Here is an 18,424-nt window from a genome sequence, read left to right as displayed (position 1 = left end):
TTCAAAAATAACTAGTTATTTCTTATGTCTTTTTTATTCAAAACTAGCTTATCAAATATTCGTAGATGTCCTCTCGAACTTCTCTATCAAGACTAAACAAGAAATTTACTATTGGCAAATCTTGGCCTTTGTCATTCTTGATGGTCTTTTGCTGCCATTCGATAGGCTTTACATTTCCCATATAATAAAAGTCCGAACCCTCGCCATCGCTCTTCTTAATAAAAAGGCAGATTTTAAGGTCATTATCCTTATAGTTAATAATACTCTGTGCCTCATCTTTTTCAAGAGTTACTCTAGATCTTGTCATCCAGCTAAATACTCGCTGATTTATGAACTGGTCCTCGTATTTTGTACTTTCCGAAATATCGTCCTTCTTCTCATAGGTTATAAAAATTGGGCAAGTATTATGCTTAATTCTATAACCATACATAGTTGAACTCTCGTCCTTATCCCAGTTCATGAGACGGCAGACATCCTTTCTAGAATATTTTTCATAGAGAACAAGGTTGTTGTCATCGTGATTTTTATAGATGTCCTCGTATCTTCTAAAGCCATATTCTATGAGGTTTTCCAGCTCATTTTTAAAATAAATATCATGTAAAATATTAAAAAATGCTGTCTCTCGTTTTAAAAAATTTACATTGAAATTCCGCATATCAACAAGCTCAACATCTTTGTAATTATTCTTATCTGCACCTGATAGGAATTCGCCTGTAATAAGTCTTAGGGCCGATTCATAATCCGCCTCTTTAAAGACCTCATTTTGCGACTCCAATTTTTTGATAAAATCGGACCTATCAATACTTCCATTATCTATTATAGACTTAAGCATCAAAAGCTCGTGAATTCGCTTTCCATCTACAATTAAGTTAGATACAAACTTGATTGTATCAATCTGCTCCTTATTAAAAACAATTCCGTAATCCTTATCCACGCTCTTAACAAATTCGTAGTAAGAACCAGAATATTTTATAAAAAGCATTGGGTCAACTTCGCCATGATTATAGAAATCAAGCACGCTTGGAACCCTGCCAAGTCTATATTTCATCTGATAATATTTTTCTGAAAGCATCTTCTTTTTCGTTGTCATCTTATCGATAGACTCATAAATCTGCTTTCTTGTTATCTCGTCAAAATGTATTGTTGAACAACCAGGAATCACCCTTGAGCCTTCTCTTACATACTTTCTAATAGTATCCTTGTTGTAGCTTCTATCACCTGAAAGGGCAATAGGAATTAGGAAGTTGTTATTGTAATTACCGATAAAATCAAGCACAACCACATACTCTTTATTGTCCGCTTTTCTAAGTCCACGACCAAGCTGCTGAACAAAGATAATAGCTGACTGGGTTGGTCTAAGCATGATAACTTGATTAACTTCCGGAATATCCACACCTTCGTTAAAGATATCTACTGTGAAAATGTAATCTAGCGCCTTATGTCCATTTTCTTCAAAACCATCCATCTCAAGTCTGGCAACTGCTGCCTCTCGGTCCTCTTCTGAAGTCTCGCCAGAAAGAGCAAGTGTGTTTAGCCCACGCTTATTAAATTCCTCTGAAAGCTGCTTCGCCTCTTCGTTTCTTGAGCAGAAAATAAGGCCCTTAACCCTGTTTCCAGAATGACCGTAATAATTTGCCTGCTCCAAAATGTGATCCACTCTAGCTTTTGAAGTTAGATGATTAAAAGCAGTGTTGTCATCAATCAAATGACCATCAACAGATAAATCAGAAATTCCAAAATAGTGGAATGGGCAGAGCAAATCCTCCTCTAAGGCTTGATTCAAGCGAATTTCATAAGCAATGTTATGGTCGAAAAGCTTGTAAATATCAAAGCCATCAGTTCTCTCAGGGGATGCTGTCATTCCTAGGAATAATCTAGGTTTGAAGTAGTCCATGATTTTCTGATAAGTTGGCGCACCCGCTTTGTGAGTCTCATCAATAATCACACAATCAAAGCTATCTATATCAAACTTTTCTAAAATATCATCCCTACTCATAGTCTGAACCGTTGAAAACAAATAGTCGGCGTCGTAATCCTTATGATTTCCCGATAAAATTCCGGTGCTAACAGATTTTTCCAAAACCTTTTTATAAGACTTTCTAGCCTGCTTTAAAATCTGCTCACGATGCACAAGGAATAAAACTCTCTTAAAACCCAGCTCACGCATGGCAAAAGCTGAAGCATAAGTCTTTCCAGTACCTGTGGCAGAAATTAGCAACGCCCTAGTTTCCTTATCTCCGTTAGATTCAGACCTATCTAAAATCTTTCTGAGGTTAGTAATAAAGCCAGTTTGCATGCTGTTAGGTTCGAGTTTATATTTTTCCAAAGATACCAACTCATCCGCCTTAGCAATCTGACGTTGCTTGCTAATGATTTGATACTTCTCTTTATAATTCTCAATAAAATCATCGTAGCCCATAGCCTCCTTAGAGTTCCAAAGGCTATTAAACTCGCCAATTATCTGCCTTGTCATCTCACCATCTTCAGTGGAAACTAACTTAGTATTCCACTCGATATTCTTAGTGAGAGCGGATGCTGTAAGGTTTGCGCTACCGATAATTATTCGATAGATTTCTTCTTTTTTGAAAATGTATCCCTTAGTGTGAAATCCTTCTCTACCCTCTTCTACGTGATACATTTTCAATTCTATATTCTTTAACTTATGGATTGTTTCAAGAGCCTGCGGTTCGCTAAAATTAAGATAATCCGTTGTTAAAATCTGTCCCGGAATGTTCTTATCTTCTAGCTCCTTTAGGATTGATAATAGGGGAGTTATGCCACTTCTAGTAATGAAGGCAACGCTGATTTGAAAGCTATCGCACACTCGAAGCTCGTTCTCGATAGATGAAATAACTTTCTTTCCCTCTTTGTAATTATTAGACACGAATTGTGGTCTGAAACTTTCGTTGGAAACAACGGAACCGTTAATGTATGCAGTTTCAAAGCCTCTTCTAATTTCCTCTATCATAAATTCCCTCTCTTTTAATGTCTTTCTAGATGTTTGCTGTATTTTATTATACTACATATTTAGTGCAAATAAATTATGTTTTTTCTTCTTTTTATTAACAAGTAAACTTGGCAGTTCTATAATTATCCTTGCAAAGAAAACTTGGCATCATGGAGGAGATATTTATGAACAAAGAAGAAATTTTAAAAAAGGCCCAGATGGAAAATGTTGATGAAAGGGAAGAAATTGTTAAAGACCATTCTTTTCGCTATGCATATGGTGTAATGGCAGTGTTAACTGCATTATTCACATTCCTAAGAAGCCAGAGTGGACAACCTACCACTGACTTAATCATTGTAACTTGTGGATCAGTATGTGCATCTATGGCATACCGTTATTATAAAACTAGAAAGGGAGACGATTTATTTTTTGCTATCCTAATGTTTGTACTTTGTGTTTTGGCAATAATTCGTTTCATTATGGAACGTTAATATGGATGATAAATTAGAATTAAAGAATCACGTTAAAGAGGCAAGAGCTGAGCTTGGACTTTCTCAGGCCGCACTTGCTAAGATGGTGGGTGTTTCAAGAAACACCATTAGCTCTATTGAAACAGGACAATTTAACCCAACTGCAAAACTTGCTTTACTTTTATGTATAGCAATGGATAAAAAATTCGAGGACCTATTCTATTTCTAGAATTAGGTCCTCATGTGCTGTTTATCTTTACGGAGCTTGTACTCCGACTGAGTTAAACTTTCCCCTTCTTAGCCGACTTCTTCACCTCTTCGTGATAAAAATAATTCACCACAACGGGTGGCTTGCCAAAGTCTGCCCTATGGCCGTCGTCGTCTCTAAGGTAGAGCATATTTTCCTTGGCTGTATAAGCCCTTATTCTATCATCTAGGTCAATCCAGTACTGGCGGCTCTTCGTAGAGTAAATTTCCTTATAAAGGCTATCAAGCTCTGGATGATTTTCATGTATCCAATCAAGGATTCGCACTCTATAATCTCCGCGTAGATTAAGATTTTCAAGCCAAACCAAGTTGCATCTATCCTTGGCCGCCTCAATGATTTCAATAGGATCTGTGATGCCAGGAAATATAGGAGATATAAAGCAAGTAGTCTCAATTCCCGCATCATAAATCTCCTTCATGGCAGCAAGGCGACGCTTTATACTAACTGCCGCATCCATTTCATCCTTAAATTCCTCATCTAAGGTGTTTATGGAAAATGAAACTCTAGCCTTAGGGAAAGTGCGAATCAAGTCAAGATCTCGCAAAACCAAGTCCGACTTAGTTGCAATACTAAGCCTAATTCCGCTTCCCTTTAGCTCTTCAAGTAGCTTTCTTGTTCTTTTATATTCTTTTTCACAAGGCTGATAACAATCAGTGGCAGAACCAAAGAAAGCCTCTTTCCCTGCGTATTTGCTTGCATTTTTTATATCTGGCCAATGCTTAATATCAACAAATTCGCCCCAAGGTTCTGGATGATTAGTAAAACGCTTCATAAAAGAAGCATAGCAATACTTACAAGCGTGCTCGCAGCCAATATAGGTATTTACTGAAAAATCCGATACTGGTAGATTCGATCTTGTCATTACACTCTTAACATCAATGTCCTTAATTTTCATAATTTTTCTCCTTATATCTATAGGAAAATTATAGTATTACAATTCATTTTCAACAAGTACGCAGTATAAAGATACATAGTATCAAAATTGGAGAATTGCGTAATATAGTACCGTGTTTTTTTTAATTCATGTTATATTGAAATAATTTAGATTTTGTTAAGATGTAAATTGGGCAAAAAAAATCAGAGCAAACATCATATCGCTACAATGCCGCTCCGCAAAAGACAATTTCTTTTTCTATGTGGTCTTATTATAATTCCTTATGATCCATATGTCAATAACTTGTGACATACAAAAATCCCACTTTACTCCTCTATAAATAACACCCCAAGTGTTCCTGGCCCACAGTGGCTTGAAATTACGCTTCCAGCTCTTGTTACCAAAATCTCATCAAATCTATTTAGGGCTTCTAGTTTTTCTCTTACCTTTCCAATTAGCTCTTCATCACAACCGGAATGTGTGATAAATACTCTATCTTTTTTTGCCTTAGCTAGTTCTGGTTCTAGGTCAGCAACATATTTTAAAATTGCAGAATCGATGCTACCTCTATACTTTTTACTAGCGATCATCTTTCCATTTTCCACAACAATCTTTGGGTGGAGCTTTAGTAAGCCGCCGGCGATAGCTGCAACACTTGAACATCTGCCACCCCTTTGAAGATAAACTAAAGTGTCGATTACGAAACTTGCTCTTACACGATGTCGCATTTTTTCAATTTCATTTACGATAGTTTCGGCAGATTCGCCATTTTTAGCCATAATAGCAGCCTCCACTACAAGATGCCCCACACCTGTTGAAAGATTCATAGAGTCTATGACATGAATCTTATCTTCCTTTTCTAACTCTTCTGCTGCAATACGCATAACATTGGCAGTTGTGGACATATCCTCAGAAATTGCAAAGGCAATGATTTCGTCTCCGGCATCAGTATATTTTCTAAAAAGATTAATAGCTTCCTCAATTCCCACTGCGGAAGTTTTAGGTGTTTCCTTGTGCTCATCGGACCAAAGATAGATTTCATCAGGGCTTATATTGGTGCCGTCGATGTACTCCTCCTCGCCCATAACCACGTGAAGTGGCAAAATGTCAATGTCGTATTTATTCAAAAGTTCCTGTGATAAGTCGCAAGTAATATCAGAAATAATTTTTATCATATTTCCCCTCCGTTTCATTAGACCTATATATAATTTTAGAACGCAAATCATGCAATGTAAAGTAAAAGAAAAAGGCGCAACCACTAGGGCCACGCCATATAGTAAAAAAGACACTTTATATTTTTTAATCTGTATTCGTTACTTTATCCCTATTAAGATTGTGGAACCAGTGAGTCCATAAAGTCTTGCCTCTGCCTTTGTCATAAACAAGCCATCGTCGGTTCGAATAAGCCTTACATCCTGATAACCAATAGCTTTTAGCTTCTTAGCAAAGCCCTCCATGTTGCCAAAACGTCTCTTAGACATAACATCGTGAATTACGAAAGTTCCGCCTTTCTTCAGGGTTCGAAGGCTCTCTAGAATTAGCTCCTGCTTGTTTACTCCGGTGATGTTGTGGTAGACGTAATTGCTAACGATGGCATCAAAACGTTCATCCTCGTAAAGCAACCTCACGGCATTGCCTTCAATAAAGCAAGTGTTTGCAACTCCCTCTATTCTCGCATTTTCCTCACATAATGCCTTTGAAAATGCAGCATATTCTCTACCCCATCTATCGACCCCGAAAATATTGGCATCGGGATTATTCTTAGCCACCGCAATAGCCAGCGCCCCGCTGCCGCAGCCTACATCCAAAATATCGCCCTTGATGTCCTTTAGGTAACTTGCAGTTCCCTCGATAATTTGCCTTGATAGCTGCCTTTTTCCGTCATAAGAAAATGCCCTGTAAAGTAGAATTCCCCAGCAAGTCAGCGCCAAAAGTAGCAAAGTAACAATGGCAAAAAGAATGGTCAGCGCCTTCATCTCCTTGACGTAGCCCTCGTAGGCCAGATATGCCGAAATCAAGCACGCTGCAAAGCTAGAAAAAATAAGATTTTTAGGCATCCAATTCTCGTAATTAGCCTTCATAAGCCTATCCCCCTAAGTAAAGTCTTGTTATTTGGCGGATTATCCTGTCCGCGTTTTCCTCTAAAAATTTATCTATTAAGCTTATTATAGCATTAAATGGACAAAATGTAAGCCCTATCTTCTACTGCGCTTCTTAAAAAGTTCTTATCTCCTTATCTTTTTTGTTCTTGTATTCATTTTGCATCTTCTTGATTGTCGGATTAGATTGAAGTCTTTCGTCTGGTTTTACATTTTTATCAAGCTCCATCAACTGTTTTACTCTATCCTTTATGGAATTTACTTTTTCTGATAAGTATGTAGTTTTATCTTTTATGTTTTTACCCCTCTAATTTATCGAAATCTACTATTTACTATAAAGTACTGGCGATGCCATTCCTTTTTTCCTATATTTAGCTGGAATTTTCTTGTTTATAAAAATATTCTTTATATCCTTTGTGGCTTCATGTCCATAAAATTCAAATCTACCAGAACGTAATTGAAGTGTATCATCTTGCCATCCCTCTATTTCATAAACTCCTCTAACTACACCATTAATAACAGCTAAACAATACTTATACTTTTTAACTCGTTCTAGTTTTACTTTCCATGCACTTCTAACTGTTTCGTAAATATCATAGTTTCGTTCTTCTAAAACTCTGTTATTAATCTTTATCATAATGTATTTAAAATCTGGCTCTTCATATTCTTCGCATGATAAATCGCGCTGTAATACAATTGCATTATTAACTCCTCTATCTGAATTATGCCCATTTTGAAGATTTGTTAATTCGCCGTAAACATCGATTAATGCAGCTTCAACTTCAAAGGCTTCCTTCTCTGTTAAACCATATCTTTGAATTATATGTATGACCTCTAATCCAGCATTTTTGATTTCTCTTATCTGTTGAATTTTTGCTGAAACTTCATCTTCATCTTTATCCTCAAATTTCTGACCTTTGTAATTTTTTAATGCGCCCTCAACATGAGCAAACACACGATTGCCTTTTCCTTTACCAACATAAAAAGTCTGCCCATTTCTTGGATCTATTAAACGATATACATAGTATTGTAACTGTTCAATTACTTCTGGTGTAAACATTTTTACTCTCCTTTTATATGTTCTTAAGTTGTCGCGTATCACTTATAAATATAATCTCATAAATATAGTTTGTATTCAACAAGGATATACAAGAGCAATTCATTAACTTAATCAAATTACTCATAAATAATAAAATTAAAACAAGAGACTTTATTACTAAAAATATAATAACAAAGCCTCTTAATATATTTTTCTTTATTTTTTTATACATTTATATATGTTCAATTATATCATTTTTTCCAAAATGATATAATTGAATTCCATGATGATATAATTAAAATCTCTATTTTTAGCAAATTTTAAAGCTGGTCGTACTTTAAAGCCTTACCCTTAGCTTTCTCAACCGGGTACTTTGCTTCATTCTGTGACATCTTCATATTTACGATTTCATCTGCATCAAGACCTAGCTTATCTAATAGCTGTTGACTACAAATTAGCACATCTGCAAGCTCTTCTTTAACGCTTTGTAAATCGTAATTATCGTTATCCCACTGAAAGCACTCTAAAAGCTCTGCTGCCTCAATGACAACTGACTTTGCTAGATTTGCTGGTGCGTGGAACTGGTTCCAATCGCGATCATCTGAAAATTTTCTAATACGATTAATTGTTTCTTGTTTCATTTTAATATCCTTACTTAAAAATAGTCTTCATAATTCCTTTCTCAATATCATCAATACTATAAAGATGTTCCATAACATCAAATGTTTCTCTTAGATTACCCTTTGTAGATTTCCAACCTAAGCCATCAGTAAACCAAACAAAAGTAAAACCATCAATTGTATCAGACTCTAGAGAAAGTAATTTATAACTTCTAGCTGTTTCCCCTAATTTAGAACCTGTACCTCCATAAAAATTAGTTTCAATTGCATAAATCATATTTTCTGTCTTTACAACAAAATCAAATCTTTTTTCAGCTTTACTATTATTAGAAATCGCACCTAAATCAATACCCCACTTTTCCTCTATTGCTGAAAGATTCATTTCTTTATAATAATTTTTACCCTTTTCAAATCCAGCAGATTTAATATATTTCTCAATCAAATTTTCCATTTGATGACCACCCCTATTTTTTCTGCCATTAGAATCCAAACCAGTTTCAACACCTAATGCATAATCCACTAAATTATTTACAAGATGATTAGCAATCATATCAAACAAACCAGTTTTACGCATAAATACCTTGTATTGTTCAATTGAATAATTCATTTTTTTAAAATTATACAAAAAACTACCATCTTCATCCTGTGCATATATTTCATTTTTTCTCACTGCAAGTAATAACGGAATACATTTTAATGTTTCAGGATATCTTGCAATAATTGTTTCAAAATCACTTTCGATATTATTAGAACCTATAAGTGTATTCAGAATATTTAACTCCACTTTTATCATTTCTACATTATCAACTACTTTATTAAAATCAATATAGTAGTCATAACCTGATATACTCGCTCTAAATTTATCAATCCATTCGTCAAAATCTCTATTGTTCATTTAATTCCACCTCAATTCTTGATTTTGTAATATTCAAATATTCTTCCTCTATGTCAATGCCTATAAAATTTCTTCCATATCTATTAGCTACAACACCAGTTGTTCCTGAACCGCAAAAAGGGTCAAGTACAATATCTCCCGGCTTAGTTGAAGCATGAATTATTCTTTCTAGTAAATATTCTGGTTTTTGTGTAGGATGTTTTCCAGCTTTCTTTTCAGATGGTTTTGTTAAACTTCCTGTCCAAACATCTTTCATCTGCTTACCACCATTTTGCTCTTTCATTAGCTCATAATTAAAAAAGTGATGAGCCTTCTTCTCATCCTTCTGTGCCCATAAGATTGTTTCCGTTGAATGAGTAAAACATCTACATGCTAAATTAGGTGGTGGGTTAGTTTTTTGCCATGTTATATTATTAATAATTTTAAATCCTTCTTGTTCCAATGCCATTCCGATTGAATAAATATTGTGATATGTTCCTGAAATCCATATACTTCCATTGGGCTTAAGAATTCTCTTACAAAGCTTTATCCACTTCCTATTAAATTTATGTTTATCTAATACATTTGTTGAACCATTACCGATTTTATCCCATTCACCTTTATTCACAGAAACCATATGCCCACCACTGCATGTAATTCCATCATTGCTCAAAAAATATGGCGGATCTGCAAAAATCATATCAATACTTTCTGGCTTTATTTTTCTTAGAATCTGAAGTGAATCTCCATGTATTATTTGTGTCGACGAATTTTCATAGAAATATTTTTGTTTTACACCTAGTAATCTTTCCATCAAATCACGCCTCCTAGTAATTACATATAATAACTTCTTCTCCAGTACGTTTTGAGGCATCTGAATTAATCATTCTTTTTACACTTACAACATCTATTCTATAACCTTTGTTCCCATATAATTCATTTATAAATTCTGTATTATGATTTGTAAGCATACAATAACAGCCTCTATCTGTTAATTCATCAAATAACCTTGCAAGTCTTTCATGACTTTCTACATCAAATCCTTCTTTTGTATACGCTTCAAATGATGTCGGATTTAATGGTGCATATGGACTATCAAAAAATATAAAATCTCCTTTTTGAGCATTTCTACATGCATCTTCAAAATCACCTTGTAAAATAGTTACATCTTTTAAATATTCAGACACAGCTAATATTGATTCTTCATTAATTGAGGCCTTTTTACTATTGTTATATGGCACATTAAATAATCCTTTACCATTTACTCTATATAATCCATTAAAACAATGCTTATTAATAAAAACAAATAAAGCTGCTAATTCAACATCAAATTCTTCCTTCATTAGTTTATCATTATAATGCTGTCTCAATGAATAATAATATTCTTTAGCATTATCACCTAATTCAGAGTCCAATTTGTTTACATATGCAATAAACTCCATAGGTTTATTTGCAATTGTTCTATATGTATTTATCAATGAAAAATTAATATCGTTGATTACAGCTTTCTCTGGTTGTAATTCAAATAATACAGCTCCTCCTCCAATAAAAGGCTCATAATAATTGTTATATGCTTTAGGCATTCTTTCTATTATCTTATCAAGTAATTGTCTTTTTCCACCAGCCCATTTAACGAATGGTGCTATTTTATTTTCTAACATTTTTTCTCCTCTTTCTATTTACACTTCTGTTTTTTATTATACGAAAAAGGTCGAATATTATCAATGCAAGCTTTCACTTTATGTGAAACTTTATCATTTATAAAAGATAAAAATATATTCATGAGCCAACATTAAAAAATTCCTTTTAACTCCAATCCATTTAGTTGTAGATTTACAATTATGCTGTTCTTTAATAATAATTTCCTTTAGTTTAAATCCTACATCTAAATATTTCTGCATCAATGTAAAACCTAAAGGTACTATATTTCCTCGATATCTCTTATCTCCTATCATAACAGCGCAATATTTTCCTTTTTTTAAAACTCTATAAGCCTCCTTTGCAACTTTGTTAATTGCTTTAAAGAAAGCATCTTCATCTAATAAAGAAAGATCTCCATTGATGTCAGTACTATATTTTATAATGTTTGAATATGGCGGATGCGTACAAATAAAATCAATTTTATCATCCTTAATAAAAGATAGATCTGTAGCGTCTCCTTTTCTTACAAAAATCTTCGATTGTGTTTCACACTTAAAATTTAGATTTGTTTCTGATAAAGAAATTGATTGCGGATTAATATCTATTCCTACCGCATTTCGATTAAGTAATTTTGCTTCAACTAATGTTGTTCCACTACCTAAAAATTGATCAAGAATCCAGTCTCCTGGTTTAGAATAACGAAGTATAAGATTTCTTGGTACATATGGTGACCAATTTCCCCTATATCTTCCTGAATGTGTTGCCCATTTCCCTCGGTCTGGAAAAGACCAAATCGTTGTCTGCTCTGGGCTAAAGCTGTTCGGTTGTAATTCTATAATTATTTCCTCCTTTGTTTAAACTGAGATTTTAATAGTACACCTATTATTTCTATTTGTCTATATAATATTTAGCTTTCACTATAAGTGAATTTATGATAAATGATATTAACTGTATAATATTCACATATAGTGAAAGGAGTTTTATATGAAGTTTTCAAACGATGCAGATTTATATAAAACCATCGGTTCAAACATAAAATACTACAGAGAAAAAGCCGGTTTAACTCAAGTACAACTAGCAGAATTAGTACAAATAAGCATAAGTTATATTTCCAAAATAGAAGCATCTGGTTGTAACAAAAGTTTGTCTATATCTGTTTTGAATCATATCGCAAACACTCTAACGGTTGATATTTGTGATTTTTTTGTAAGGAGGTAGTTTATGCCAAGAAATATAAACACACACGGAGGTGGATCTCAAACTAATGTAAATGGACTTTCTTTTGAACAAGGTACTCTATTAAATGATGCACTAATAGCACTTGGTTATACCATTTCAAATCACCAAGTTCTTGATTCTAATAATTCTCTTTGTGGTTTATCAGTAGAAAAATATAAGTTTTATAATAACTTTTTAATTCCTAACAATGTTAATTATAAAACCTATAATTCAAAAAAATGGCTTCCTGACGATTGTTTCATAAATTATAAAACTAAAACTGTATATATAATTGAAAAAAAATTTCAAAATTCACCTGGTTCAGTAGATGAAAAACTTGCATCATGCGAATTCAAAAAGAAAGAATATGAAAAACTTTGTAATCCAATCAACTATTCAGTTGAATATTTATATGTATTCAATGACTGGTTTAAAAAAGAACAATATAAAGATATTCTTGAATATATTATGGAAAAAGGATGTAATTACTTCTATAACCAAATTCCTCTTTCCTTTTTAGGATTATAATAAATAAATGTTAAAGAACCGCTTTTATAAAATTTTCTGTATTATCGAAGCTAATTTTTAATGCTATATACATCATTAAGGAATAATAGAGCATAATAATTGTGATAGTAATTAATCCCAATCTGTTTATTTTCCCCTTTACAATTTTATTCATTATATAAGAAAGAACCATCTATTATATATCAAATGGTTCTTTCTTACTCTACTTTATTTTTTTTAGCAATTAAGAGATTATTACAACTCTTAAATTTTTAACCAACTAATTTAATCAGTCATTATAAAAAAATGGGTCAATTTCTTTCAAAAACCAATCTGAAATAATTCTTTCGTCACATTTTTGAGAAATATCACTTTTGATTTTATTAATATTAGTATCTCCTTTACAATGGCATTTGATAAAGCTTTCTGTTTGATTAATAACTGAATCTTTATCGTCAGTATTCTTTATTGCATCTGCAAATATGTCTTTTTTTTCTTTTATACTAGATGATACATTCACAACAAAATTTATATATGTTTCTTTATCAAAAACCATATCTTCTATTTCTTTATTATTGGGAATACACATTATTTTAATATCAAGGTTTTGATATTTGTCATTATTTATTTGATCTTTTGTTTTTTTCCCCTCAGCATCACCATCTAAAAGAACAAATACTTTTCTTTTCACCTTACTAACATTATCTAAATAAGCCAAAATTGGAAGACTTGCACTAGCACCTCTACCAATATTTTTATAATTTAAATCTTTACTCTTAGGGCCTACACCATCTGAATATTTTCCATATCTAATTTGAGGAATAAATTCTTTATCTTTCAACATATATTTTATATAATTACAATCCGTTTCACCTTCGCATACAATAACATATTCATAATCATTAATATCATCTAGCAAACCATAATTTCTTAATAATTCGTTTTTATTATGACGATCCATTTTCTCAATTAACGTATATTTATTAATATCCGTCTTATTTTGGCTTCTTTTATAACTCTTTTCCTCTCTTTTTTGACTTAAATAAAAAAAAGAATAATTTAAATTAAACATTTCTTGTAAAAAAACTCTTGAATGTGATGTCATAAAAATCTGCATATTACCAGATTTATCTGATTTAACTGATTCCTCCAAGCGCTCTTTAACTTTCCTTTCAAGAAGTGGATATAAGAAAGCTTCAGGTTCATCTAATAAAATTATTTTATTTTTATTGCCATATATATAGTTCAGTAAATATATGTATAATAATATTAAAGATGCCCTTTGTATACCTGCACCTTTTGTCCCAATATCTTGAACATATGAATCATCTAATTGAAGATTAATATTTTCTAATAAAAAATTAGTCAAATCTTTGTTCTTTTGAATACAAAGTTTTGGTACAATTTTAACATCATACAAGTCATCAAACTGCTCTGATAGATCATTTTCTATCATTTCTATATTATCTTCAAACGTATTCATTAAATCTTTATATGCTTGTTCAAAACTCGAAATTGTTTTCTTTATTTTATTACTTTGTTTTCGGAAATATTTAAAAATCAGATCATTTAATAATTCCTCTGATTGTTTATCAATATCTTCATCTGTTGTACTAAGATAAACACACTTAAATTTGTTTTTCAAGTACTTCTTAATCTCTTTATGAGAACCTAACTTATTTCCAATCTCATCATTTTTTGTTTTAAGCGAATAACACTCATTTTTTTCATCATACATTTTATTGATATCGCATTCAATTTTATATTTAGATTGCTTACCACTTATAATCTCATCATCTACAAACGTTATAGTAATTTTAGGCTCTTTTGAACCCCCAAATGTTATTTGTTTAACCATGTTACGATCTACTGTATAATCATATGATTCTGGATTGAAAAACAAATATATTGCCCTCAATACATTTGTTTTACCAACATTATTTTTTCCTACCATAACATTTAATTTATTAAGGTTAGTTACCTTATTATTACTATCTTTAAATGATCTAAAATTTGCTATTATAATCTCATCTAGTCGTATCATTTAATTTACTCCTCATAATTATATATCTAATATTATTTCATATGTCTTTTTTTTGCACAACTATTTTTATATGAAAATCAACTAAAATATCACTCCTAACTACAATTTTTAAATAAAATAGTATTATCCTCTCCTCCTACATCCAAACCTGATACCCCTGCCTCTTGGCAGAATCATAAACCGGTTGCATATTTTTCTCCAAGATTCCATAGAACACTTCTTTCGAGTTGCCCTTGCGGTAAAGCTCGTTAGCCGCCCAGATTGAATGAAGATTATCTCTATAACAGCCTTCAAAAAGCCTTCTAATCTCAGGTTTGCTCTCGTCATTAATCAGCTCGTACATCTTATACTGGTTGCTGGCAAATTTTGTAAAAAATGGATCCCACTTCGGCAATTTATTGCTCTTAGCAGAATTTAGCGCGCTATCCATTGGCATCAAATTCCAAAGCTCATCATTCATCACAAAAGACCAAGGAATAAAATGGTCCACATCATAAGCGCTTTCATCAATCACGCTACCCTTGAAAACGTCAATCACAGGACTTACGTCCATGATGGCATCCCAGAGTTTATGCACCTTAGAGAGTTTTCTCACATTTTCATCCATAGGCTCAAGCTTGTAAACGAGGCTAGGCACCTCCGGATTGTTGTTCTGCAGCCACTTCACCTTCTCATACTGAATCCAGCTAAGGATGGCCACGGTGTTGTCCTGAATCATTTTAATCCAAAAAGAATTGAAAACAACTTCCTTCGCCAAACCTTTAGCAGTCCCTAAAACATAAGGAAGTGCGCTAATCTGGTTGATTTCATCAATGTAAATTGTTATCTTGCTTATACTCTCCCAATTTGGATTTTTCTCGTATCTATTAAAAAATCCAGCCAAAGCCCTGTAAGGAACCATCTTTGTTAGCTGAATTTTCACATTTTTCATCTCGCCTTCATGGGCCTTAATCGCATTCTTAATCTCCACTTTTGAGGCATTGCTAGGCAAACCACTTAGCTCCTTTAAAAGTAGCACAGCCCTCTCAAGTCCGTCTCTAACCTCGCCAAGCACCACTCCGCTTAGGTGAATGTGATACTCTAAAACCGTGTACCAAGCGTTGGCTATCATCTCGTCAATTATTTCTGAAAATGTAGTTCTTTCCACATTTTCAGAAATTAACTTTACGCATGCTTCTAACCAGTAAAACTTATAACAATAGGACGGATTCTTTAACATCTGGTAAAATGCTTCCACATCCAGCCGGTTAAAATAGTCATCATCGATATTTAATTTTAGTCCATTTTTTTCAAAATCAAATTCAGCCATTTTTCATTCCCTCTAGATTCTCTAACATCACAAGTTACCCAGTTTTCTTTTAATTCTAGCTTATATCTATCATCTATTCTATTAATTTTAGGTAAAATTTGTTCAAAGGCTTCTAAGGTCATATCTGTAAAATATCTTTCTTTTCTTTCACCCTCAAAATCTCCATACTTAAAAGAAGCATATATAACACCATTTGTCTTTAATGCTCTCTTTGCTATTCTAAAAATCTCCGGCAGCTCTTCCCTACTTGCATGAAGTAAGGAAGCGCATGCCCAGATTCCATCATACTTTTCAACAGCCTCTAGCTCTAAGAAGTCCCTATTATCCACAACAATGCCTAAATTTAGTCTTGCTAATTCACAAAGTTCTTTGGATTTATCCACTGCATCCACCTTTAGCCCACGCTCCAGAAAAGCTAGACTATCTCTAGCACTGCCACAACCCCAATCTAGAATATGACCAGCTTTAGGTATGTAGTTTAAGAACCTTTCTCGAAGGTCACTAACGTCTGCTGCCATGGTGCCGTCTATGAAGGCCTTTGCATTTGAGTTGTAGTAGTTTGTGGTGATGTCTTGCATGGAATCCTCCCTTTTGATTCATTTATTGCTGTATTAATTATAGCATTTGATTAAGTTTAATGAAATAGACATGCAACTTGCTTTATTACCGCCCCGGCCGCATCTCACCCCGTCAAACCCAGTATTCATGCCTATTTCGGAATCCATTGACCCTAGCGGCTTTTTTCACTCCCGTTAGGTCAACGCTTCCCCGATTTAGCAAGTTGCTTTTTAATCCCTTTCGGCATCTTTTTTGTCGCTAGTCCTACGCCCCGGAAATAAAGCCCTTTAAAGCAAGTTTTTATTGACCTAATCAGAACTTTTCTCTTTATAAGTCCTAGTTTTGAAAAAGTGACCTTTTTAGCAATGCAAAAAATAATCCTTTTAGCAAGTTTTTGTCGTATTAGGTCAATCAGAAGCTTACGGGAAGCCAAACCCCGAAAAGTGAGAGAATTTCAGGGACGAAAGCCAGAAGCTTACGGGAGGTCAAAACCCCGAAAAGTGAGAGAATTTCCGGGACAATACCCAGAAACCAATCAAAAAGAGACCAATTTACTGATTCTAGTAAATTGGTCTCTATAAAATTTAATTATTCTATTATGCTTTTTTATAGTTACAACAGTCATCACCATCTGCCAAAGAGGACGAACAAACCAAGATACATTACAGCGCCTGCAATATTTCCCCCACCTGGAATATGAAACGGAGCGAGAACAAGATAGATTGGCAGAAGATTGAATACACACGCCCATGCGGGTAGCGGTGTCATTCCTGCCACCACCGGGATGAAGAAGGTGACCGAAAAAAGAAGTATTCCGGTAAAGCAACCGATCATCGTCACCGAGTTTTTTCCAAAAAACTCCTCAGTCAACTTTCGTCCTTGCTCTGTATGACCGCTTTTGATATAGATCCATTCAGCGGAACCACCTACCACGTGATAAGCCAAACCAAAGGTATAGATTATTGCTGCGCCAACAATCATGAGATTAGCCCATAAAGAAGAATACTGTTCCATCCATATTCCTAACGAAAGATATCCGAATAACTGCAGACACATGGAGAGTGTTCCAAGACCAATTGAGCGAATCGGAGCGTTCTCAGGCATGGTTTTGAAAACTGCCGCCATTTTCTCATTGTCCTTCAAATCTGAAATCTTAAATGTTCCACTCGACGTACAGAACAGCAATCTGTCACAGTACCAATTCAAAATATGACCTACCATTGCAACAATCAATAACCATGTATGTTCCATATACCTTCCTCCTTCTTCCCAACTTCTCAATTGTTTCCGGAAGTCCCTTATAACTTTTTAATACTTTGATTTCTTCTTTATGACTGCAACTGCGCAAGGCACTCGCCCATCAATCATCTTATAGCTGACGTTTTTATATCCTAGTTCTCGGAAAAACTCTTGATATGTATCAAATGTAAACTGTCTTTTAAAGTCTGCTCCTGTCTTACCGACGGTTTTGACAAAGCCGCTGGTTTTACCAGCACTGTCTTTGTTCATATATGTTGGAATAATAATGCTTCCTTCGATTTTACAAACACGGTCAAGTTCCTTCATAGCCTTTATTGGTTCATCAAGAAGGTGAATTACATTTGCAGCCACCACTTTATCAAATGATGCATCAGGATATTCCAAAGACATGATATTAGCCTGCTTAAAAGATACATTTTCAAAACCATCACAATTCTTCCTTGCCCTTTTCAGCATATTGACCGAGAAATCAGTAGCAATAAGTCTTTTACATCGAGGTGCAATTACAGCACTTAACATACCTGTACCACAGGCACATTCCAATATCTCGTCAGATGCACTAATCTGATTAGCAACAAATAATTTCAACTCCTTATGAGTTTTACCATTTATTATGTTTGCAAAAATATCATAAACACCGGCAACTCTATCCCAAAACATCAAAACTCTCCTTCATCTGTTATTGTCAAATCCTTA

The 18,424-nt window shown here is 33.8% G+C and carries 19 protein-coding genes; 4 read left to right on the top strand and 15 right to left on the bottom strand.

Annotation, left to right across the window (positions count from 1 at the left end; genetic code table 11):
* Positions 1-43: 43 nt before the first annotated feature.
* On the bottom strand, positions 44-2,968 hold the full coding sequence (locus BLQ66_RS01920) for a DEAD/DEAH box helicase (protein ID WP_074520676.1): 2,925 nt from the start codon (positions 2,966-2,968) through the stop codon (positions 44-46).
* 164 nt (positions 2,969-3,132) lie between these two features.
* On the opposite strand from BLQ66_RS01920, the gene BLQ66_RS01915 reads away from it, so the two are divergent.
* The gene (locus BLQ66_RS01915) at positions 3,133-3,438 is read left to right on the top strand and encodes a DUF6442 family protein (RefSeq protein WP_074520675.1); all 306 of its coding nucleotides are present in this window, start codon (positions 3,133-3,135) and stop codon (positions 3,436-3,438) included.
* Position 3,439: 1 nt separating this feature from the next.
* Positions 3,440-3,646 carry a helix-turn-helix transcriptional regulator gene (locus tag BLQ66_RS01910; protein WP_027430176.1) on the top strand — a complete coding sequence of 69 codons (207 nt, stop codon included), beginning with the start codon at positions 3,440-3,442 and terminating at the stop codon, positions 3,644-3,646.
* 52 nt (positions 3,647-3,698) lie between these two features.
* Here the strand turns inward: BLQ66_RS01910 and BLQ66_RS01905 are convergent, their stop codons facing one another.
* The 9 genes from BLQ66_RS01905 to BLQ66_RS12280 all read right to left on the bottom strand — a co-directional run bounded on the left by BLQ66_RS01905 (position 3,699) and on the right by BLQ66_RS12280 (position 11,668).
* On the bottom strand, positions 3,699-4,580 hold the full coding sequence (locus BLQ66_RS01905) for a radical SAM protein (protein WP_083330223.1): 882 nt from the start codon (positions 4,578-4,580) through the stop codon (positions 3,699-3,701).
* A gap of 305 nt (positions 4,581-4,885) precedes the next feature.
* The gene (locus BLQ66_RS01900) at positions 4,886-5,734 is read right to left on the bottom strand and encodes a DegV family protein (protein ID WP_074520673.1); all 849 of its coding nucleotides are present in this window, start codon (positions 5,732-5,734) and stop codon (positions 4,886-4,888) included.
* A 138-nt stretch (positions 5,735-5,872) separates the two neighbouring features.
* Positions 5,873-6,640 carry a methyltransferase domain-containing protein gene (locus BLQ66_RS01895; RefSeq protein WP_074520672.1) on the bottom strand — a complete coding sequence of 256 codons (768 nt, stop codon included), beginning with the start codon at positions 6,638-6,640 and terminating at the stop codon, positions 5,873-5,875.
* A 343-nt stretch (positions 6,641-6,983) separates the two neighbouring features.
* Positions 6,984-7,718, bottom strand: coding sequence for a tRNA lysidine(34) synthetase TilS (gene tilS, locus BLQ66_RS01890; protein ID WP_074520671.1), 735 nt, complete (start codon positions 7,716-7,718; stop codon positions 6,984-6,986).
* 299 nt (positions 7,719-8,017) lie between these two features.
* Entirely contained in the window at positions 8,018-8,338 is a 321-nt protein-coding gene (locus BLQ66_RS01885) for a nucleotide pyrophosphohydrolase (RefSeq protein ID WP_074520670.1), read from the bottom strand.
* Positions 8,339-8,348: 10 nt separating this feature from the next.
* Complete coding sequence (locus BLQ66_RS01880) at positions 8,349-9,212, bottom strand: type II restriction endonuclease (RefSeq protein ID WP_074520669.1); 864 nt, start codon at positions 9,210-9,212, stop codon at positions 8,349-8,351.
* Positions 9,202-10,005, bottom strand: coding sequence for a DNA-methyltransferase (locus BLQ66_RS01875; protein ID WP_074520668.1), 804 nt, complete (start codon positions 10,003-10,005; stop codon positions 9,202-9,204). Before BLQ66_RS01875 ends, BLQ66_RS01880 begins: the two co-directional genes overlap by 11 nt.
* Positions 10,006-10,018: 13 nt before the next feature.
* Positions 10,019-10,852 carry a DNA adenine methylase gene (locus tag BLQ66_RS01870; protein WP_074520667.1) on the bottom strand — a complete coding sequence of 278 codons (834 nt, stop codon included), beginning with the start codon at positions 10,850-10,852 and terminating at the stop codon, positions 10,019-10,021.
* A 93-nt stretch (positions 10,853-10,945) separates the two neighbouring features.
* Complete coding sequence (locus BLQ66_RS12280) at positions 10,946-11,668, bottom strand: TRM11 family SAM-dependent methyltransferase (protein WP_334292646.1); 723 nt, start codon at positions 11,666-11,668, stop codon at positions 10,946-10,948.
* Between the two features lie 148 nt (positions 11,669-11,816).
* Here BLQ66_RS12280 and BLQ66_RS01860 point away from each other — a divergent pair, with 148 nt between their 5' ends.
* The gene (locus tag BLQ66_RS01860) at positions 11,817-12,050 is read left to right on the top strand and encodes a helix-turn-helix domain-containing protein (RefSeq protein ID WP_074520665.1); all 234 of its coding nucleotides are present in this window, start codon (positions 11,817-11,819) and stop codon (positions 12,048-12,050) included.
* Positions 12,051-12,053: 3 nt separating this feature from the next.
* On the top strand, positions 12,054-12,578 hold the full coding sequence (locus tag BLQ66_RS01855; RefSeq protein WP_027438762.1) for a hypothetical protein: 525 nt from the start codon (positions 12,054-12,056) through the stop codon (positions 12,576-12,578).
* Between the two features lie 268 nt (positions 12,579-12,846).
* Here BLQ66_RS01855 and BLQ66_RS01850 read toward each other — a convergent pair whose 3' ends face one another.
* The 5 genes from BLQ66_RS01850 to BLQ66_RS01830 all read right to left on the bottom strand — a co-directional run bounded on the left by BLQ66_RS01850 (position 12,847) and on the right by BLQ66_RS01830 (position 18,388).
* Positions 12,847-14,601: an ATP-dependent nuclease gene (locus tag BLQ66_RS01850; RefSeq protein ID WP_074520664.1), complete on the bottom strand. Its 1,755-nt coding sequence runs from the start codon at positions 14,599-14,601 to the stop codon at positions 12,847-12,849.
* A gap of 136 nt (positions 14,602-14,737) precedes the next feature.
* Positions 14,738-15,910, bottom strand: a complete 1,173-nt coding sequence (locus BLQ66_RS11940) for an HNH endonuclease domain-containing protein (RefSeq protein ID WP_180364676.1) — start codon at positions 15,908-15,910, stop codon at positions 14,738-14,740.
* Positions 15,877-16,488, bottom strand: a complete 612-nt coding sequence (locus BLQ66_RS01840) for a class I SAM-dependent methyltransferase (protein WP_074520663.1) — start codon at positions 16,486-16,488, stop codon at positions 15,877-15,879. Before BLQ66_RS01840 ends, BLQ66_RS11940 begins: the two co-directional genes overlap by 34 nt.
* Before the next feature lie 604 nt (positions 16,489-17,092).
* Complete coding sequence (locus BLQ66_RS01835) at positions 17,093-17,719, bottom strand: DUF6796 family protein (RefSeq protein ID WP_074520662.1); 627 nt, start codon at positions 17,717-17,719, stop codon at positions 17,093-17,095.
* A 57-nt stretch (positions 17,720-17,776) separates the two neighbouring features.
* Positions 17,777-18,388: a class I SAM-dependent methyltransferase gene (locus BLQ66_RS01830; RefSeq protein WP_074520661.1), complete on the bottom strand. Its 612-nt coding sequence runs from the start codon at positions 18,386-18,388 to the stop codon at positions 17,777-17,779.
* Positions 18,389-18,424: the final 36 nt, after the last annotated feature.

Origin of the sequence: Lachnospira pectinoschiza (genome assembly GCF_900103815.1) — a bacterium.
Classification (GTDB): domain Bacteria; phylum Bacillota; class Clostridia; order Lachnospirales; family Lachnospiraceae; genus Lachnospira; species Lachnospira pectinoschiza_B.
Note: the sequence above shows the minus strand (reverse complement) of the source record. Positions and strands in the feature narration are given on the sequence as shown.